General features: G+C 67.3%; 13 protein-coding genes. 12 read left to right on the forward strand and 1 reads right to left on the reverse strand.

Features of this window, described 5'->3' with window-relative positions; translation table 11 throughout:
- Positions 1-72: 72 nt before the first annotated feature.
- The 5 genes from AC5Y3Z_RS06515 (at position 73) to AC5Y3Z_RS06535 (ending at position 8,380) form a co-directional block, all read left to right on the forward strand.
- Complete coding sequence (locus AC5Y3Z_RS06515) at positions 73-981, forward strand: adenylate/guanylate cyclase domain-containing protein (protein ID WP_463825254.1); 909 nt, start codon at positions 73-75, stop codon at positions 979-981.
- Positions 982-990: 9 nt separating this feature from the next.
- Complete coding sequence (locus AC5Y3Z_RS06520) at positions 991-1,803, forward strand: rhomboid-like protein (protein ID WP_463825255.1); 813 nt, start codon at positions 991-993, stop codon at positions 1,801-1,803.
- Positions 1,804-1,971: 168 nt separating this feature from the next.
- A complete protein-coding gene (gene pheS, locus AC5Y3Z_RS06525) occupies positions 1,972-3,015 on the forward strand; it encodes a phenylalanine--tRNA ligase subunit alpha (protein ID WP_463825256.1) in 1,044 nt (347 codons plus the stop codon).
- Positions 3,015-5,504, forward strand: a complete 2,490-nt coding sequence (gene pheT / locus AC5Y3Z_RS06530; RefSeq protein WP_463825257.1) for a phenylalanine--tRNA ligase subunit beta — start codon at positions 3,015-3,017, stop codon at positions 5,502-5,504. Before pheS ends, pheT begins: the two co-directional genes overlap by 1 nt.
- A gap of 299 nt (positions 5,505-5,803) precedes the next feature.
- Complete coding sequence (locus AC5Y3Z_RS06535) at positions 5,804-8,380, forward strand: PE family protein (RefSeq protein ID WP_463825258.1); 2,577 nt, start codon at positions 5,804-5,806, stop codon at positions 8,378-8,380.
- A 101-nt stretch (positions 8,381-8,481) separates the two neighbouring features.
- Here the strand turns inward: AC5Y3Z_RS06535 and AC5Y3Z_RS06540 are convergent, their stop codons facing one another.
- Complete coding sequence (locus AC5Y3Z_RS06540) at positions 8,482-10,101, reverse strand: PE family protein (RefSeq protein WP_500000285.1); 1,620 nt, start codon at positions 10,099-10,101, stop codon at positions 8,482-8,484.
- A 362-nt stretch (positions 10,102-10,463) separates the two neighbouring features.
- Between AC5Y3Z_RS06540 and argC the strand changes: the two genes are divergently transcribed.
- Genes argC through AC5Y3Z_RS06575 form a run of 7 tightly spaced genes read left to right on the forward strand, consistent with a single transcriptional unit; the run spans position 10,464 to position 17,448 of the window.
- Positions 10,464-11,507 (forward strand): N-acetyl-gamma-glutamyl-phosphate reductase, encoded by a 1,044-nt coding sequence (argC, locus tag AC5Y3Z_RS06545; RefSeq protein WP_463825260.1) that lies wholly within the window; start codon positions 10,464-10,466, stop codon positions 11,505-11,507.
- Positions 11,504-12,718, forward strand: coding sequence for a bifunctional glutamate N-acetyltransferase/amino-acid acetyltransferase ArgJ (argJ, locus tag AC5Y3Z_RS06550; protein WP_463825261.1), 1,215 nt, complete (start codon positions 11,504-11,506; stop codon positions 12,716-12,718). Before argC ends, argJ begins: the two co-directional genes overlap by 4 nt.
- Positions 12,715-13,602: an acetylglutamate kinase gene (argB, locus tag AC5Y3Z_RS06555; RefSeq protein WP_463825262.1), complete on the forward strand. Its 888-nt coding sequence runs from the start codon at positions 12,715-12,717 to the stop codon at positions 13,600-13,602. The genes argJ and argB overlap by 4 nt, the downstream gene beginning before the upstream one ends.
- Complete coding sequence (locus tag AC5Y3Z_RS06560; RefSeq protein WP_463825263.1) at positions 13,599-14,792, forward strand: acetylornithine transaminase; 1,194 nt, start codon at positions 13,599-13,601, stop codon at positions 14,790-14,792. The genes argB and AC5Y3Z_RS06560 overlap by 4 nt, the downstream gene beginning before the upstream one ends.
- Positions 14,785-15,711 carry an ornithine carbamoyltransferase gene (argF, locus tag AC5Y3Z_RS06565; RefSeq protein WP_463825264.1) on the forward strand — a complete coding sequence of 309 codons (927 nt, stop codon included), beginning with the start codon at positions 14,785-14,787 and terminating at the stop codon, positions 15,709-15,711. The genes AC5Y3Z_RS06560 and argF overlap by 8 nt, the downstream gene beginning before the upstream one ends.
- Entirely contained in the window at positions 15,708-16,214 is a 507-nt protein-coding gene (locus AC5Y3Z_RS06570; protein WP_463825265.1) for an arginine repressor, read from the forward strand. The genes argF and AC5Y3Z_RS06570 overlap by 4 nt, the downstream gene beginning before the upstream one ends.
- Positions 16,215-16,251: 37 nt before the next feature.
- Positions 16,252-17,448: an argininosuccinate synthase gene (locus AC5Y3Z_RS06575; RefSeq protein ID WP_463825266.1), complete on the forward strand. Its 1,197-nt coding sequence runs from the start codon at positions 16,252-16,254 to the stop codon at positions 17,446-17,448.
- Positions 17,449-17,477 lie beyond the last annotated feature (29 nt).

The raw sequence follows: 17,477 nt of genomic DNA on the forward strand, positions 1-17,477 counted from the left end.
TTGCCTCATTCTTCAACACGTGTGGCACGGACCTCGTTGCCGGCGTGAGCCGCGAGCACCTAACCTGGCCGAGTGGAGGACGGGCCAGACGAACCGCAGTCCGGCGGTTCCGGCGACACCGCGACAGCGGTCAAAGACGCCCCCCGGCGACGGTCCCCGGCGAAATGGCTGAGCAGCACCAACCGCAGCCCCGGTGTGGTCGGGTTCGTCAAGCGCGCCCGGCGGTTGCTGCCCGGCGACCCCGAGTTCGGCGATCCGCTGTCCACCGCCGGCGAGGGCGGGCCCAGTGCCGCCGCGCGGGCCGCCGACCGGCTGCTGGGGGACCGCGACGCGGCGTCCCGCGAAGTCAGTCTGGGCGTGCTGCAGGTCTGGCAGGCGATGACCGAGGCCGTCTCGCGACGTCCGGCAAACCCCGAAGTGACGCTGGTGTTCACCGACCTGGTCGGATACTCCACCTGGTCGCTGGAAGCCGGGGACGACGCGGCCCTCACGTTGCTGCGGCAGGTGGCCCGCGCGGTGGAATCCCCGCTGCTCGACGCGGGCGGCCACATCGTCAAGCGGATGGGCGACGGCATCATGGCCGTGTTCCGGCGTCCCGGCACCGCGGTCAGGGCGGTGATGGCCGCTCAGGAGGCCATCAAAGACGTTGAGGTTCAAGGTTATTCGCCACGTATGCGGGTCGGGATCCACACCGGCAGGCCGCAGCGGCTGGGCTCGGACTGGCTGGGCGTCGACGTCAACATCGCCGCGCGGGTGATGGAACGCGCGACCAAGGGCGGCGTCATGATCTCCAGCCCGACTCTGGATCTGATCCCGCAAAGCGAGCTCGACGAACTCGGTGTCACCGCGCGGCGAGCGCGCCGACCGATGTTTTCCAGCAAACTCACCGGTATCCCGCCGGACTTGGCGATCTATCGCCTCAAGACTGGCAGGGACTTGTCAGCCGGTGATAACACGGATGAGACAAACGCCCGGGCATAGTGGGAGCTGATGTTTGCCCAAATCTTCGCCCGACTGTCCCGCGTACGTATCAGCGCGGGCTATGTGGCGATCCTGTTCGCGGTGAGCACCACAATGCTGGTCATCAGCCCGCAGGCGCACGACCGGATCATCCGTCACGCCAGCACCAACCTGCACAACCTCGCGCACGGGCGGTTGGGAACCCTGCTGGGCAGCGCGTTCGTCGTGGAGGCCGGTCCACTGTATTTCTGGCTGCCGTTCCTGACCTGTTTGCTTGTCCTGGCCGAATTGCAGCTGCACTCCCTCCGGCTGGTAACCACCTTCCTGATCGGCCACATCGGTGCGACGCTGCTGGTCGCCGCAGCGCTGGCGGCGGCGGTCAAAGAGGGTTGGATGCCATGGTCGATCACCCGAGCCAGCGACGTCGGCATGAGTTACGGCGCGCTGGCGGTGCTCGGCGGGTTGACCGCGACAATCCCGCGTTACTGGCGGCCGGCGTGGATCGTCTGGTGGCTGGCGGTCGGCCTGTCCGCGGCCGTCGTGGGCGGGGAGTTCACCAACGCGGGCCACGCCATCGCCCTGATCCTGGGCATGTCGATCGGCCTGCGATTCCGGGTGCCCGCCCGCTGGACGCCGGTGCGTTGCCTGATGCTGCTCAATTCTGCGGGCTTCGGCTTCCTGGTCCTGGCGCACAGCATGGTCGGGATGGCCATCAGCGCAGTGCTGGGAGTGATCGGTGCAGTGGCGGCCCACCTCCTGGCTCGTCGGTTCAGCCCCGGGACACCGCCGCAGCCCGTGGCCGCGGGCGCCCTGGACCAGCCACTGCCGGGGGTCAGCGCCTGACGATCGGCGCGCGCTGTGGTGATCTCTGACACAACATCGCATGACTTATGATCGGCAGTTGCGTCATACCCGTGTCGCAAACCTCATCGCCGCTGATGCGGGCCGCGTTTGGGCCCACCGCACGGGGTAGTGGCCAACCAGCCCCGTCAGCAAGGAGAGTGCCGTCGCGTGGGTGACCAACCCGTCGATCTGTCGCCGGATGCGTTGACGCGGGCGCTTGAGGCCGCGCGATCAGCCATCGCCGCCGCCGCCAGCCTGGATGCGCTCGCGCACGCCAAGACCGAACACCTCGGCGATCGGTCACCGCTCGCGCTCGCCCGGCAAGCGCTGGGCGCACTGCCCAAGGATGAACGCGCTGACGCCGGCAAACGCGTCAACATCGCGCGCGGGGAGGCGCAGCGCGCCTACGACGAGCGCCTGGTTGCTTTGCGCGCCGAGCGGGACGCGGCCGTGCTGGTCGCCGAGCGTATCGACGTCACGCTGCCGTCGACGCGGCAGCCGACCGGTGCGCGGCACCCGATCACAATTCTGGCCGAGCACATCGCCGACACCTTCGTCGCGATGGGCTGGGAGCTGGCTGAGGGGCCGGAGGTCGAGACCGAGCAGTTCAACTTCGACGCGCTGAACTTCCCGCCGGACCACCCCGCCCGCAGCGAACAGGACACCTTCTACATCGCGCCGGAGGATTCGCGGCAACTGCTGCGCACCCACACCTCCCCGGTTCAGGTGCGCACGCTGTTGGAGCGGGAATTACCGGTGTACATCATTTCGATCGGGCGCACCTTCCGCACCGACGAACTCGATGCCACCCATACGCCGGTCTTCCACCAGGTGGAAGGTCTGGCGGTGGACCGCGGGCTGACCATGGCGCACCTGCGCGGCACTCTGGACGCGTTCGCGCGCGCCGAATTCGGGTCGCTGGCCCGGACCCGGATGCGCCCGCACTTCTTTCCGTTCACCGAACCCTCCGCCGAGGTCGACGTGTGGTTCGAGGGCAAGAAGGGCGGCGCGGACTGGGTGGAGTGGGGCGGCTGCGGCATGGTGCATCCGAATGTGTTGCGCGCCGCAGGAATCGACCCGCAGGTCTACTCCGGGTTCGCTTTCGGGATGGGTCTGGAGCGAACCCTGCAGTTCCGCAACGGTATTCCCGACATGCGCGACATGGTCGAAGGCGACGTCCGGTTCTCGCTGCCGTTCGGGGTAGGTGCCTGATGCGGGTTCCGTACAGCTGGTTGCGCGAGGTGGTCCGCGCCGGTGCCCCGGATTGGGAGGTCAGCTCCGCTGAATTGGAGCAGGCGCTGGTCCGGGTGGGTCACGAGGTCGAAGAGGTGCACACGCTCGGCCCGGTCGACGGGCCGCTGCGGGTGGGCCGGGTGGCCGAGATCGAGGAGCTGACCGGATTCAAGAAACCCATCCGGGCATGTCTGGTGGATGTCGGCGCCGATGCACATCAGGAAATTATCTGCGGTGCAACGAATTTCGCGGTCGGCGAGCTGGTTGTCGTGGCACTACCCGGGGCCACCCTGCCCGGGGACTTCACCATCGCCGCGCGCAAGACCTACGGGCGTAATTCCCACGGCATGATCTGTTCAGCCGCCGAACTCGGTTTGGGCACAGATCATTCCGGGATCCTGGTGTTGCCTCCGGGAACCGCCGAACCAGGAGCCGACGGTGCGGCGGTGCTCGGTCTCGACGACGTCGTCTTCGATCTGGCCATCACCCCCGACCGTGGGTACGCCATGTCGGTGCGCGGCCTGGCTCGCGAGATCGCCTGCGCCTACGACCTGGACTTCGTGGATCCCGCCGCGCAGGTCGCGCCGTTGCCCGTCGACGGGCAGGCCTGGCCGCTGACGGTGGACCCCGCCACCGGGGTGCGCCGCTTCGCGCTGCGTCCGGTCACCGGCATCGACCCCGTCGCGGTGTCACCGTGGTGGCTGCAACGACGACTGCTGCTGTGCGGCATCCGGGCCACGTCACTGGCCGTCGACGTCACCAACTACGTCATGCTCGAACTCGGCCACCCGATGCACGCGCACGACCGGAGCCGGATTACCGGTGGCTTCGCCGTCCGTTTCGCGCGGGCCGGTGAAACCGTCGTCACCCTCGACGACATCGAGCGCAAGCTCGAACCCGCCGACGTCCTGATCGTCGACGACGTCGCGACCACCGCGATCGGCGGCGTCATGGGGGCGGCCAGCACCGAGGTCCGTGCCGACTCCACCGAGGTGCTGCTCGAGGCCGCCGTCTGGGATCCGGCGGCGATTTCGCGCACCCAGCGTCGACTCCATCTGCCCAGTGAGGCCGCCCGCCGGTACGAGCGCGTCGTCGACCCGGCCATCTCGGTGGCCGTATTGGATCGCTGCGCCCAACTGCTGGTGGAGATCGCCGGCGGAACGGCCGAACCCACACTGACCGATTGGCGAGGCGACCCACCCGTCGCGGATTGGGCCGGTCGGCCGATCACGATCCCCGCCAACCTGCCCGACCGTTTCGCCGGGGTGAGCTACCCGCCAGGGACCACCGCGCGGCGTCTGACCCGGATCGGGGCCCGGGTGGACGCAGCAGGCGACGCCCTGACCGTCACGCCGCCCAGCTGGCGTCCGGACCTGCAGCAGCCCGCCGACCTGGTTGAGGAGGTGCTGCGGCTGGAGGGCTTGGAGGGCATTCCGTCGGTGCTCCCGGCGGCGCCCGCGGGTCGCGGGCTCACGGCCAAACAGCAGCGGCGCCGTGCGGTCGGCAAGTCGCTGGCCCTGTCCGGCTACGTCGAGATCCTGCCGACGCCGTTTCTGCCGGCCGGGGCATTCGACGTGTGGGGGTTGGCGGCCGACGACCCCCGCCGCAACACCACCAACGTGGTCAACCCGCTGGAAGCCGACCGACCGCAGCTGGCCACCACGCTGTTGCCGGCGTTACTGGAAGCATTGAGCCGCAACGTATCCCGCGGTATCGGCGATCTGGCGCTGTTCGCGATCGCGCAGGTGGTGCAACCCACCGAGCACACCCGCGGCGTCGGGTTGATCCCGGTCGATCGCCGGCCCACGACAGCCGAGATCGCGGCACTGGACGCGTCGCTGCCGCGGCAACCCCAGCATGTCGCCGCGGTACTGGCGGGGCTGCGCGAGCCGCGCGGCCCGTGGGGGCCGGGTCGTGCCGTCGAAGCCTCCGACGCGTTCGAGGCGGTGCGGATCATTGCGCGCGCCAGCGGAATCGAGGTCACGCTGCGGGCGACGCAGTACCTGCCGTGGCATCCGGGTCGATGCGCTGAAGTGCTTATCGGCGACACCCTGATCGGTCACGCCGGGCAGTTGCATCCCGCCGTCATCGAGCGCGGGGGCCTCCCGCGTGGCGCCTGCGCGCTGGAGTTGAACCTGGACGCGATCCCCACCGCTGGGGTGCTGCCGGCACCCCGGGTGTCACCGTTCCCGGCTGTGTTCCAGGATCTGAGCCTGGTGGTGCCCGCCGGCGTGCCCGCGCAGGCGGTGCAGGACGCCGTCCGTGCAGGTGCGGGCGAACTGCTCGAACACATTCAACTGTTCGACGTCTACGTCGGTGCGCAACTCGGCGATGACCGCAAATCGCTGACGTTCGCGCTGCGGTTCCGCGCGCCCGACCGCACGCTGACCGAAGACGACGCGAGCGCGGCGCGGGACGCGGCGGTGCGGGTTGCGGCCGAGCGGGTCGGCGCCGTTCTGCGCGGTTGATTACATGGTTGCCGAATTGAGGCCGATGCTGCGAAATCAATTGTTCTTCGTCCGAACTGCAATGATCCAGTCGCGAACTTGACGGATCTCCGCTGGGCTCGCTTTCGAGCCGACGAGCCTGCTGCCTTCCCTAGTTGATCCCCTCAGGTCCGCGCAGTGGCGCAGCACGCAGTTGGTATGCAGCAATTCGCGAGGTGCCAATCCAAGTAAATTCCCGCGCATTGTCGGGAGTCGATTTAGGCTGCGATACACCCTGAGACAGATCAGGCGAACTCTGCAACGAAGCGAGGAAGCCAACAATGTCGTACTTGGTTGCAACGCCAGATCTGTTCACCGCGGTCGCTGACAATCTGGCCGGAATTCGCACGGCGCTCGGCGACGCCGCTGCCGCCGCGGCGGCCCCGACGACGACGTTAGCGGCTGCCGCGGCTGACGAGGTGTCGGCGGCGGTTTCCCAGCTGTTCGGGGTCTACGGCCAACAATTCCAGTCGCTCAACGCGCAGGCCTCGGCGTTTCACGCCCAGTTCGTGCAGACCTTGAACGCGGGTGCGGCCTCGTACGCGGCCGCTGAGGCGGCCAACGCGTCGCAGGCCCTGGCCGCAGCCATCAACTCGCCCGCCGAGACACTGTTGGGCCGCCCGCTGATCGGCAACGGCGCGGACGGGGCTGCGGGAACCGGGTCAGGCGCAGGCGGCGACGGCGCGCCGGGTGGGCTGCTGTTCGGTAATGGCGGCAAGGGCGGGGCGGGCGGTCCCACGGATGGCGCCGGCGGCAACGGCGGTGCGGCGGGGTTGTTCGGCAATGGTGGTGCTGGGGGCACCGGGGTCGGTGCCGGCGCCGGAGGCCGAGGCGGCACCGGTGGATTGTTCTACGGCAACGGAGGCGCTGGCGGGGGCAGTGGCACGGGTGCGGCCGGCGCCGGCGGCAGCGCCCTGTTCTTCGGCAACGGCGGCGGTGGTGGCGCCGGGCCGTCCGGCGGCGCAGCCGGTCAGGCCGGCCTGTTCGTCGGCGACGGCGGCAGCGGCGGGGCCGGGACCGGAGCCGCCGGGGCGGACGGCGGGTTCATCGGTAGCGGTGGTGCCGGCGGATCCAGTACGACGGGTCCGGCTGGCAACGGCGGAAACGCCTTCTTCGGCAACGGCGGCGAGGGTGGAACGAGTACCGCCGGGGCCGGCGGCAGCGGCGGAGACACGTTGGTCGGCATTGGGGGTGCCGGGGGATCGTCCGGGGGTACCGGCGGGGCGGCCGGTGGTGCTGGCGGCAATGTCGGAATTTTGGGATCTGGTGGCAGCGGAGGTGGCGGTGCCGCCAGCGGCGCCACCTTGGGAATCGGTGGACCCGGTGGCGCCGGCGGACGGGGTGGAAACGCCGGACTGCTGTACGGCGACGGGGGTGCCGGTGGAGCTGGCGGAAACGGTGGCACCACGTCCGGACTGGCACTGACAGGTGGTAATGGCGGCATCGGCGGTGCTGGTGGCAGCGCCGGCCTCATCGGCAACGGCGGCGCCGGGGGGTTCGGCGGCACAGGCGGACCCAGCACCTCCAGCCTTTTGGGCGCCCTGTCCGGCGGGACCGGCGGGGCCGGCGGCCAGGGAGGTGCCAGCGGGTTGCTCTATGGCACCGGCGGTAGTGGCGGCGACGGCGGCATTGGTGGGACTACCGCCAGAGGCAGCCAACCCGGTGGCACCGGCGGTGCGGGTGGTTCCGGCGGAGCCAGCTTCCTGGTTGGTGGTGGCGGAACCGGTGGGGAGGGTGGGACCGGGGGATCTCACACCGGGACTGGTTCTCAGGCAGGCACTGGCGGTACTGGCGGCGCCGGTGGTAACGGCGGTGACGCCGCGATTGCCGGGAATGGTGGAGACGGCGGCCCGGGCGGCGGTGGTGGCGCGGGTGCTGCCGGGGCCGGCGCCAAGGGAGGCGGCGGCAACGCAGGTTCCGCCGGTCTGCTCTTTGGGCAGAGCGGCGCTCCCGGGGCCGCAGCGGTAGCTGCCGGCTTGGGCGACAGCATTCCGATCCTTGAACCGTACGAGAATTTGTTCAACAACACCGTTGCCAACTTGCGAAGCATCGGCAGCAGTTACCTGGCCGACCCTTCGTCGTTCCTGCAGCAGATCCTGGCTAACCAGTACGACTATGGGCGGCTGACGCTGACGTCGCTCACCAATGCGACGCGCGACTTCTCGATTGGGGTGGCGGGCATACCCTCCAGCCTGCAAGTGGCCTTCCAGGACCTTCTGGCGGGTGACACCGGTGGCGCGGTGCGCGTCGTCGGAGGTGCACTGCTCAACACCCTGATCAGTGGCCTCGACACTGCGGACCTGTCGAACATCAAGCTGGTCGGGACGCTCGGTGACCTGTTGCCCATCTTGAGCATCCCGGGTGAGTTCGCGCAGAACGTCACCAACGTGATCGACACCGTGCTGGACACCAATATCGCCGCGGCGATCAACACCACGACGCTGAGCGGCAGCATCACGTTCGGCTTGCCGCTGGCGCTGGCCGTCGATGCCCTAGGAGCACCTCTCACCAGCACGATAGCCACGGTCAATAGCGCGACAACTTTCGTCAATGCCGTTCAGGCGGGCAATTTCGCGGCGGCTTTGACCACACTTGTCGAATCGCCGGCAATCATCACCGACGCCTTCCTCAACGGCGAGGCGACGCTGCCGCTGGCCTTGGCGCTACCCGGATTGCCCCCGGCAACAGTCGGTGTTCCGATCGGCGGCATTCTTTCGCCGCTACGACCGTTCACCGCGACAGTGACGGTTTCCCCGTTGCCGCCGATCACCATCGTGCTCGGTGGTACTACCGCTGGTGGCATCGTTCCGGCGCTGCTGAACTACGCGCCCGCACAACTCGCGCGAGCTATCGCGTAGTAGATCTGCAGTTGAGCGACGAGTTCGAGCTGCAGGATTCCGTTGAGCTGCCAGTGGCTTGAGGCCCGGCCAAACCCACAAATGGCGGCCGGGCCTGTCGCCTAACCCACGTTCAGGCCGAAGCTGGCATTGATCGCGGCCTGAAGAGCCAACTGCAAGTTGGTCAGTGCGGCATTACCGGCCAGGGCCAAGCTGAGGGCGACGTCATCGAGCGAACCCAAGAACGCACCGCCAGTCTGAGTCAAGCCGTTGAGCGCACCCTGCAGGCCTGCTGTCAACGCCCCGCCGGTCTGGCCAAACCCGGCAAGACCAGCATTGATGCTGCTGTTGAGGGCTCCACCGAAGACGGAGGCGACCTCGTTGGCGGCATCCAGCCAGATGTCAGCCAGGGCGAAACCGGTTCCGGTACTACCGCTCAGAGCGCCGAGGAGATTGGCCGTCAGATTCGCCCCGGTCTGCGTAAGCCCCGTCAGACCAGCGCTCAAGCTTGCCGCCAGAACCTGACCAGAATTGACCACACCTTCGAGTCCGGCGTTGAAGGCACCCGACAGCGCTGCGCCGAGGTTCGCCGCGACCTGTGCGCTGACGTTGAGCGACGCGCTCAGCATCGGCAGAGCTGGGAAGTTGAAGGTCGGGAGGGTGAAGTCGAAGTCGAATGCCGGGAAGGTGAAGCCGGGGAAGCCGGGCAGGGCGGGCAGGGTGAGGTTGCCGGCCAGGTTGACCAGGGTGTTCAGCCCGCCGGTCAGGGCGGCGCCGAAGTTGGGCAGCGACAGTCCGGGGATGCCGGGGATGGTGATGCCGGGCAGGCCGAAGTCCAGGTCCAGGCCGGGGAAGGTGAAGCCGGGGAAGCCGGGCAGGGCGGGCAGGGTGAGGTTGGCGCCCAGGTTGAGTATTGCGTTGATGCCGCTGTTGAATGCAGCGTTCAAGGCTGGCAATCCGCCGCTCAGCGCGGCGGAAATGTTGCCGATCAACGCGCCGCCGGTTTGTGCAAGCGCAGCCAGCGACGGCAGCGCCCCGGTGAAGTTTGCGGTGAGGTTCGCGGAGATGTTGGCGCCCAGTGTTCCGCTCAAGAACGCCGCAAGCGCAGCGTTGGCCTCGCCGGTAAGTCCCGCGCCCAAGGCCGAGATAGACGCACCAGCGCCGCCCAGCCCCACGCCGAGGTTGGTGATGATCTGACCGGTTTGGGCAAGCCCCGCGCCGAAGCCAGAGGCAAGCGCCCCGCCAGTCTGCAGCGCCAGACCCGCGCCGAGGCTGGGCAGTGCTGCGAAGGCGCGGAAGGCGTTCGCGGCGTTGAGGCCGAGGGACCCGGATCCGCCGAGCGAGAGGCCGAAGCCACCCAACGATGCGTTGAGGGCACCGTTGAGCCCGGCGGCCAGATTGCCGAGACCGATCTCAATATTGGTGGCGAGCTGACCCAGATTGAACAGGGCCGACACGTTCAACGCTTCCGCGGCAGCGTAGGACGTCGCGCCACGGGTCAGTGCATTGACGAACTCCTGGTGATACGCCGCGGCTTGGGCGCTGGCGGCCTGGTAGTCGCTACCAAAGGTGCCGAACAGCCTCGCGATTGCAGCTGACACCTCATCTGCGGCCGCCGGCGCCACCTCAGCCGTCGCTCCCACTGCTGCAGAACTGACGTCGACCAATGTGGAACGAAGCCCGGCCAATTGCTCGGCAGCCGCTTCCACGAATTCAGGCACGATCAATACAGACATGTCCATCTCCCCAGATGACCCAAACAGACATAAACCATGAGCCTCAGACGCCCGAACGCCGCGAAGGCAACACGTGCGCAATAGATCCCCACGCCAGGATTGCGCTAAACCAAATATTTCTGAGAGTTTCCGGCCGGAATCTTAGGGTCTGCGATCACCCCAGCAGTCCTACCTTTGGGCCGAAATCAACTGCGCGAGAGAGCAACTGCTCCTGCGTAGCAGGGCTCCGATGGGGATCGGGTGAGGTCCTCACCGGCGTGTCGAGTTGACTTTAGCGCCAACCGACGAGGAGTCAATGGGCAAGGTGCTATCCCGCGGTGTACGGAATGAATTTGCAATCTAATGAATAACCATGCAACTATCGCCGGATGATCGACGGGATGAAGGTGGCCGTTGCCGGGGCGAGTGGCTATGCGGGTGGTGAGATCCTTCGTCTGCTCCTCGGGCATCCCGCACTGGCCGACGGTCGGCTTACCATTGGAGCAGTCACCGCGGCATCCAGCGCCGGCAGCACCCTCGGCGAACATCACCCGCACTTGGTCCCACTGGCACACCGGGTAGTCCAACCTACTGATCTCGACATCCTCCGTGGCCACGACGTGGTCTTTCTCGCTCTCCCCCACGGGCATTCGGCCGCCCTTGCCGAACAGCTCGGCCCCGAGACCCTCATCGTCGACTGCGGTGCGGACTTTCGGCTCACCGATGCCGCAGCCTGGGAACGCTTCTACGGCTCCGCGCACGCCGGGAGCTGGCCCTATGGGCTGCCCGAGTTGCCCGGCGCGCGAGAGCAGCTCAAAAATGCCCGACGCATTGCCGTGCCTGGCTGCTACCCGACGGCGGCACTGCTGGCCCTGCTGCCTGCAATCGCTGACGAACTCGTCGATCCAGCGGTCACCGTGGTGGCTGTCAGCGGGACCTCGGGCGCCGGTCGCGGCGCCAAGACCGAATTGCTCGGCGCAGAGGTGATCGGGTCGGCGCGGGCATACAGCATCGGTGGCGTCCACCGCCATACTCCCGAGATCGCCCAAGGATTAGGTGCAGTCGGCGCCGGTGACATCACCGTGTCATTCACTCCCGTGTTGATTCCGACGTCGCGCGGCATCCTGGCCACCTGCACGGCACGTACCCGAGCCTCCATCGACCAGTTCCGAACCGCTTACGAGAAGGCCTACGACGCCGAGCCCTTTGTTTACCTGTTGCCGGAGGGTCAATTGCCGCGCACCGGGTCTGTGATCGGTAGCAACGCCGCGCACATCGCGATAGCAGTGGATGAGCGGGCGCAGACATTCGTGGCAATCGCAGCCATCGACAATCTCGTCAAGGGCACCGGCGGCGGCGCGGTGCAGTCGATGAATCTGGCACTGGGATGGCCTGAAACCGAGGGGCTTTCGGTCGTCGGAGTCGCGCCGTGACTGAAACTGTCAACGCCACGCGACTGCTGCGGGCCCAAGGGGTCACCGCCCCGGCCGGCTTCCGCGCCGCCGGAATCGCCGCCGGCATCAAGGTGTCCGGTGCTCTGGATCTGGCATTGGTCTTCAATGAGGGGCCCGATCATGCGGCGGCCGGCGTCTTGACCCGCAACAAGGTCAAGGCCGCCCCTGTGCTGTGGACCCAGCAGGTGTTGACCACCGGTCGCCTGCGGGCAGTCATTCTCAATTCCGGTGGCGCTAACGCGTGCACCGGTGCGGGCGGTTTCCAGGACACCCACGCGACGGCCGAAGCGGTGGCTGCCGCATTGTCGGACTGGGGAACCGAGACCGGGGCCATCGAGGTCGCCGTGTGCTCCACCGGGTTGATCGGCGACCGGCTTCCGATGGACAAGGTCCTCGCCGGAGTTCGCGACATCGTTCACGACATGCACGGCGGACTGACCGGAGGCGACGATGCCGCACACGCCATCATGACCACCGACACGTTTCCGAAACAGGTTGCGCTGCACCACAAAGACAACTGGACGGTGGGCGGGATGGCCAAGGGCGCCGGGATGCTGGCACCGTCGCTGGCCACCATGCTCTGCGTGATCACCACCGACGCGGTGGCCCAGACCCCCGCGCTCGAACATGCATTGCGCCGCGCCACCGCCCGCACGTTCGACCGGCTCGACGTCGACGGCAGCTGTTCCACCAACGACACCGTCTTGCTGTTGGCCTCGGGCGCCAGCGAAATCATCCCCTCCCAAGCAGATCTCGATGAGGCGGTGCTGCAGGTCTGTGACGACCTGTGTGCCCAGTTGCAGGCCGACGCCGAGGGCGTCACCAAGCGGGTAAACGTGACGGTGAAAGGCGCCGCCTCAGAGCAGGACGCGCTGGTCGCGGCGCGGGTCATCGCCCGCGACAGTCTGGTGAAAACCGCTCTATTCGGATCCGACCCGAACTGGGGCCGAGTGCTCGCAGCCGTGGGGATGGCACCGGTCGCACTCGAGCCCGAGCTGATCACCGTGTCATTCAACGACTTTGTCGTCTATCGCGACGGGGCAGGGGCGCCGGGCGCCCGCGACGTCGATCTATCGGGTGCCGACATCAACATCGTGGTGGACCTTGCGCTCGGTGACGGTGCGGCCACCATCCGCACCACCGACCTTTCGCACGGGTATGTCGAAGAGAACTCGGCCTACAGCTCATGACCGACGGCACCGACATGTTATCCACCCAGGTCAAGGCGCAGGTATTGGCTGAGGCACTGCCGTGGCTCAAACAGCTGCACGGCAAGATCGTGGTCATCAAGTACGGCGGCCACGCGATGATCGACGAATCGCTGCGCCGGGCATTCGCCGCCGATATGGCGTTTCTGCGTAATTGCGGCGTGCACCCCGTGGTGGTCCACGGTGGCGGGCCGCAGATCACCGCTATGCTGCGGCGGCTGGGCATCGAAGGTGACTTCAAAGGCGGATTCCGCGTCACCACACCGGAAGTGCTCGACGTCGCCCGGATGGTGCTGTTCGGCCAAGTGGGCCGCGAGCTGGTCAACCTCATCAATGCGCACGGGCCGTACGCGGTCGGGATCACCGGCGAGGATGCGCAGTTGTTCACCGCGGTGCGGCGCAGCGTGACTGTCGACGGCATCGACACGGACATCGGCCTGGTCGGCGATGTCGAATTGGTGAATACCGCAGCAGTTTTGGATCTCATTGCGGCACGGCGCATTCCGGTGGTTTCCACGCTGGCACCGGATGCCGAAGGCGTGGTGCACAACATCAACGCCGACACTGCGGCCGCTGCACTGGCCGAAGCCCTGGGTGCCGAGAAGTTGTTGATGCTGACCGATGTCGAAGGTCTCTACACCAGCTGGCCGGACCGCACCTCGTTGGTCAGCGAAATCGACACGGCCACACTGTCTCAACTGCTCCCCAGACTGGAGGCGGGCATGATCCCCAAAGTCGAGGCATGCCTGCGGGCCGTCACCGGTGGAGTACCCAGCGCGCATGTCATCGACGGACGTGTTCAGCATTGTGTACTTGTGGAGTTGTTCACCAACGCCGGGACCGGCACCAAAGTGGTGTCGGCATGACGAAAACAAGGGCGCTTCAACAACGTTGGCAAGCAGTCATGATGAACAACTACGGCACGCCGTCGATGGCATTGGCCAGCGGCGACGGGGCCGTCGTCACCGATGTGGACGGTAAAACCTATATCGACCTACTGGGCGGGATCGCGGTCAATGTTCTCGGACATCGCCATCCCGCCATCATCGACGCTGTCACCCAACAGATGTCGACACTCGGCCACACCTCCAACCTGTACGCCACCGAGCCCGGGATCGCCCTGGCCGAGCAGCTGGTCGAACTGCTCGGCGCCGACGCTCCAGCGCGAGTATTCTTCTGCAACTCCGGAACCGAGGCCAACGAGGTGGCGTTCAAAGTCACCAGACTCACCGGCCGCACGAAAATCGTTGCCGCACAGGAAGCCTTCCACGGCCGGACGATGGGTTCCCTCGCCCTCACCGGACAACCTGCCAAGCAGGCACCGTTCGAGCCGTTGCCGGGCAACGTCACTCACATCCCGTACGGCGACGCTGAGGCCCTCACCGCTGCGGTCGACGACGACACGGCCGCGGTCTTTCTGGAGCCGATCATGGGTGAAAGCGGTGTCGTCGTCCCACCCGAGAGTTACCTGACGGCTGCCCGCGAGGTCACCGCACGCCACGGCGCGCTGCTGGTGCTCGACGAAGTGCAGACCGGAATGGGGCGCACCGGAACGTTTTACGCCCATCAGCACGACGGCATCACTCCTGACGTGGTGACCTTGGCCAAGGGCCTGGGCGGGGGTCTGCCGATCGGGGCGTGTATCGCGATCGGACCCGCCGCCGACTTGTTGACCCCCGGCCTGCACGGCAGCACTTTCGGCGGCAATCCGGTGTGCACCGCGGCGGCGCTGGCTGTGCTCCAGGTTCTCGAGGCCGACGATCTGGTGCGCAGCGCGGACGTCAAAGGCAAGGCACTGCGACACGGTATCGAATCGCTGGGCCACCCGCTGATCGAGCAGGTGCGGGGACGGGGACTGTTGCAGGGCATCGTGCTGAGGGCGCCGCACGCCAAAGCCGCCGAAGCGGCGGCCCGGGACGCCGGGTATCTGGTGAACGCGGCCGCTCCCAACGTTATTCGGCTGGCACCGCCGTTGGTCGTCAGCGAGGCTCAGCTCGAGGGCTTCGTCGCCGATCTCACCGGCATCCTCGACACGGCAGGAACACGCGATGCTTAGACACTTCCTGCGCGACGACGACCTCACGCCAGCGGAACAGGCCGAGATCCTGACCCTGGCAGCCGAACTCAAGAAGTCTCCGTTCAGCCGTCGTCCCCTCGAGGGGCCGCGCGGAATCGCGGTGATCTTCGACAAGAACTCCACCCGTACCCGGTTCTCGTTCGAGATGGGCATCACCCAGCTGGGCGGGCACGCCGTCGTCGTGGATGGGCGCAGCACCCAACTGGGCCGTGACGAGACCCTCGAGGACACCGCCAGGGTGTTGTCCCGCTTCGTCGATGGCATCGTGTGGCGGACGTTCGGCCAGGAACGCCTGACCGCCATGGCATCGGCCGCATCGGTGCCCGTCGTCAACGCGCTGTCCGACGAATTTCACCCCTGTCAGGTGCTGGCCGACCTTCAGACCGTCGCCGAGCGCAAGGGGACGTTGAACGGCCTGAAGATGACCTATCTGGGCGACGGCGGCAACAACATGGCTCACTCGCTGATGCTGGGCGGTGTGACCGCCGGCATGCACGTCACCGTTGCTGCGCCCGAGGGTTTTACCCCCGATCCCGAGGTGGTCGCCGCGGCCGAGCGGCGCGCCCAGCAGACTGGCGCGACAGTCACCGTCACCGCCGACCCGGAGGGCGCGTCCGGCGGCGCCGACGTCCTGGTGACCGACACCTGGACGTCGATGGGGCAGGAGGACGACGGACTGGACCGGGTCGAACCTTTCCGACCGTTCCAGGTCAACCAGCGCCTGCTGAGCATCGCTGACCCGGAAGCCATTGTGCTGCACTGTCTTCCGGCGCACCGCAGTGACGAGATTACCGACGAGGTGATCGACGGGCCGGCCAGCGCGGTGTGGGATGAGGCCGAGAACCGGTTGCACGCCCAGAAGGCGCTGCTGGTGTGGTTGCTGGAGCAGCGCTCATGACCACCGGCGGCACCAAGGCCGCACCCGAGGTCAGCGCCAACCGGGCCGGCCGGCAGGCCCGCATCGTGGCCATCCTGTCCACCCACGAGGTGCGTAGCCAAGGCGAACTGGCGGCCCTGCTGGCCGCCGAAGGTGTCGAGGCCACCCAGGCCACCTTGTCCCGTGACCTCGAGGAGCTGGGTGCAGTGAAGTTGCGCGGCGCGGACGGCGGCGTGGGCGTCTACGTCGTCCCCGAGGACGGCAGCCCGGTGCGCGGCGTCGCCGGCGGTACGTCGCGACTTTCGAGGTTGCTCGGCGAGTTGCTGGTGTCCACCGATGCCAGCGCCAACCTCGCGGTGCTGCGCACTCCACCCGGTGGGGCGCCGTACCTGGCCAGCGCGATCGATCGCGCGGCGTTACCGTACGTGGTCGGCACCATTGCCGGCGACGACACCGTGTTCGTGGCGGCCCGCGAGCCGATGACCGGCGCCGAGCTGGCGAACGCACTGGAAGACCTCAAATAAACTGCTGCAGACTCGCGACCCTAAAGGAGAACTGTTCATGTCAGAGCGCGTCATCCTGGCCTACTCCGGCGGCCTGGACACCTCGGTGGCCATCAGCTGGATCGGCAAGGAGACCGGCCGCGAGGTCGTTGCGGTGGCGATCGACCTCGGCCAGGGCGGCGAGGACATGGAAGTCGTGCGGCAGCGGGCACTGGACTGCGGAGCTGTCGAGGCCGTCGTCGTCGACGCCCGCGACGAATTCGCCGAAGGCTACTGCCTGCCGACGATCCTCAACAATGCGCTCTACATGGATCGTTACCCGCTGGTGTCGGCGATCAGCCGACCGCTGATCGTCAAACACCTGGTTGCCGCGGCACGTGAGTACGGCGGCAGCATCGTCTCGCACGGCTGCACCGGCAAAGGCAACGACCAGGTCCGGTTCGAAGTCGGATTCGCTTCGCTGGCACCAGATCTCGAGGTGCTGGCGCCGGTCCGCGACTACGCGTGGACGCGGGAGAAGGCCATCGCGTTCGCCGAGGAGAACGGTATCCCGATCAGCGTCACCAAGCGTTCACCGTTCTCCATCGACCAGAACGTGTGGGGCCGCGCGGTGGAAACCGGGTTCCTCGAGCACCTCTGGAACGCGCCCACCAAGGACGTCTACGACTACACCGAAGACCCCACTGTCAACTGGAACACCCCCGACGAGGTCATCGTCGGCTTCGAACAGGGCGTGCCGGTCTCGATCGACGGCACCCGGGTGAGCGTCCTGCAAGCTATCGAGGAGCTCAACCGCCGCGCCGGCGCCCAGGGTGTAGGGCGCCTCGACGTCGTCGAGGACCGGTTGGTGGGCATCAAGAGCCGCGAAATTTACGAGGCGCCCGGTGCGATGGTGCTGATCACCGCACATAGCGAACTCGAGCACGTCACCCTCGAGCGCGAGCTCGGCCGGTTCAAGCGCCAGACCGACCAGCGCTGGGCCGAGTTGGTCTATGACGGCCTGTGGTACTCGCCGTTGAAGATTGCGTTGGAGAGCTTCGTCGCCAAGACCCAGGAGCACGTCACCGGCGAGATCCGCCTGGTGCTGCACGGCGGTCACATCGCGGTCAACGGCCGGCGCAGTCCTGAATCGCTGTACGACTTCAACCTGGCCACCTACGACGAGGGCGACACCTTCGACCAGTCCATGTCCAAGGGCTTCGTCTATGTGCACGGGCTGTCGTCGAAGCTGTCCGCCCGCCGGGACCTACGGTGACGGCAGGCCGGCGAGCAGACACAGAATCG

This window comes from Mycobacterium sp. NGS61, assembly GCF_059812325.1.

Coding starts and splice junctions, on each gene's coding strand:
- AC5Y3Z_RS06520 (WP_463825255.1), top strand. CDS start 991: ATGTTTGCCCAAATCTTCGCCCGACTGTCCCGCGTACGTATCAGCGCG.
- pheT (WP_463825257.1), top strand. CDS start 3,015: ATGCGGGTTCCGTACAGCTGGTTGCGCGAGGTGGTCCGCGCCGGTGCC.
- AC5Y3Z_RS06535 (WP_463825258.1), top strand. CDS start 5,804: ATGTCGTACTTGGTTGCAACGCCAGATCTGTTCACCGCGGTCGCTGAC.
- AC5Y3Z_RS06540 (WP_500000285.1), bottom strand. CDS start 10,101: ATGGACATGTCTGTATTGATCGTGCCTGAATTCGTGGAAGCGGCTGCC.
- argC (WP_463825260.1), top strand. CDS start 10,464: ATGATCGACGGGATGAAGGTGGCCGTTGCCGGGGCGAGTGGCTATGCG.
- argB (WP_463825262.1), top strand. CDS start 12,715: ATGACCGACGGCACCGACATGTTATCCACCCAGGTCAAGGCGCAGGTA.
- AC5Y3Z_RS06560 (WP_463825263.1), top strand. CDS start 13,599: ATGACGAAAACAAGGGCGCTTCAACAACGTTGGCAAGCAGTCATGATG.
- argF (WP_463825264.1), top strand. CDS start 14,785: ATGCTTAGACACTTCCTGCGCGACGACGACCTCACGCCAGCGGAACAG.
- AC5Y3Z_RS06570 (WP_463825265.1), top strand. CDS start 15,708: ATGACCACCGGCGGCACCAAGGCCGCACCCGAGGTCAGCGCCAACCGG.
- AC5Y3Z_RS06575 (WP_463825266.1), top strand. CDS start 16,252: ATGTCAGAGCGCGTCATCCTGGCCTACTCCGGCGGCCTGGACACCTCG.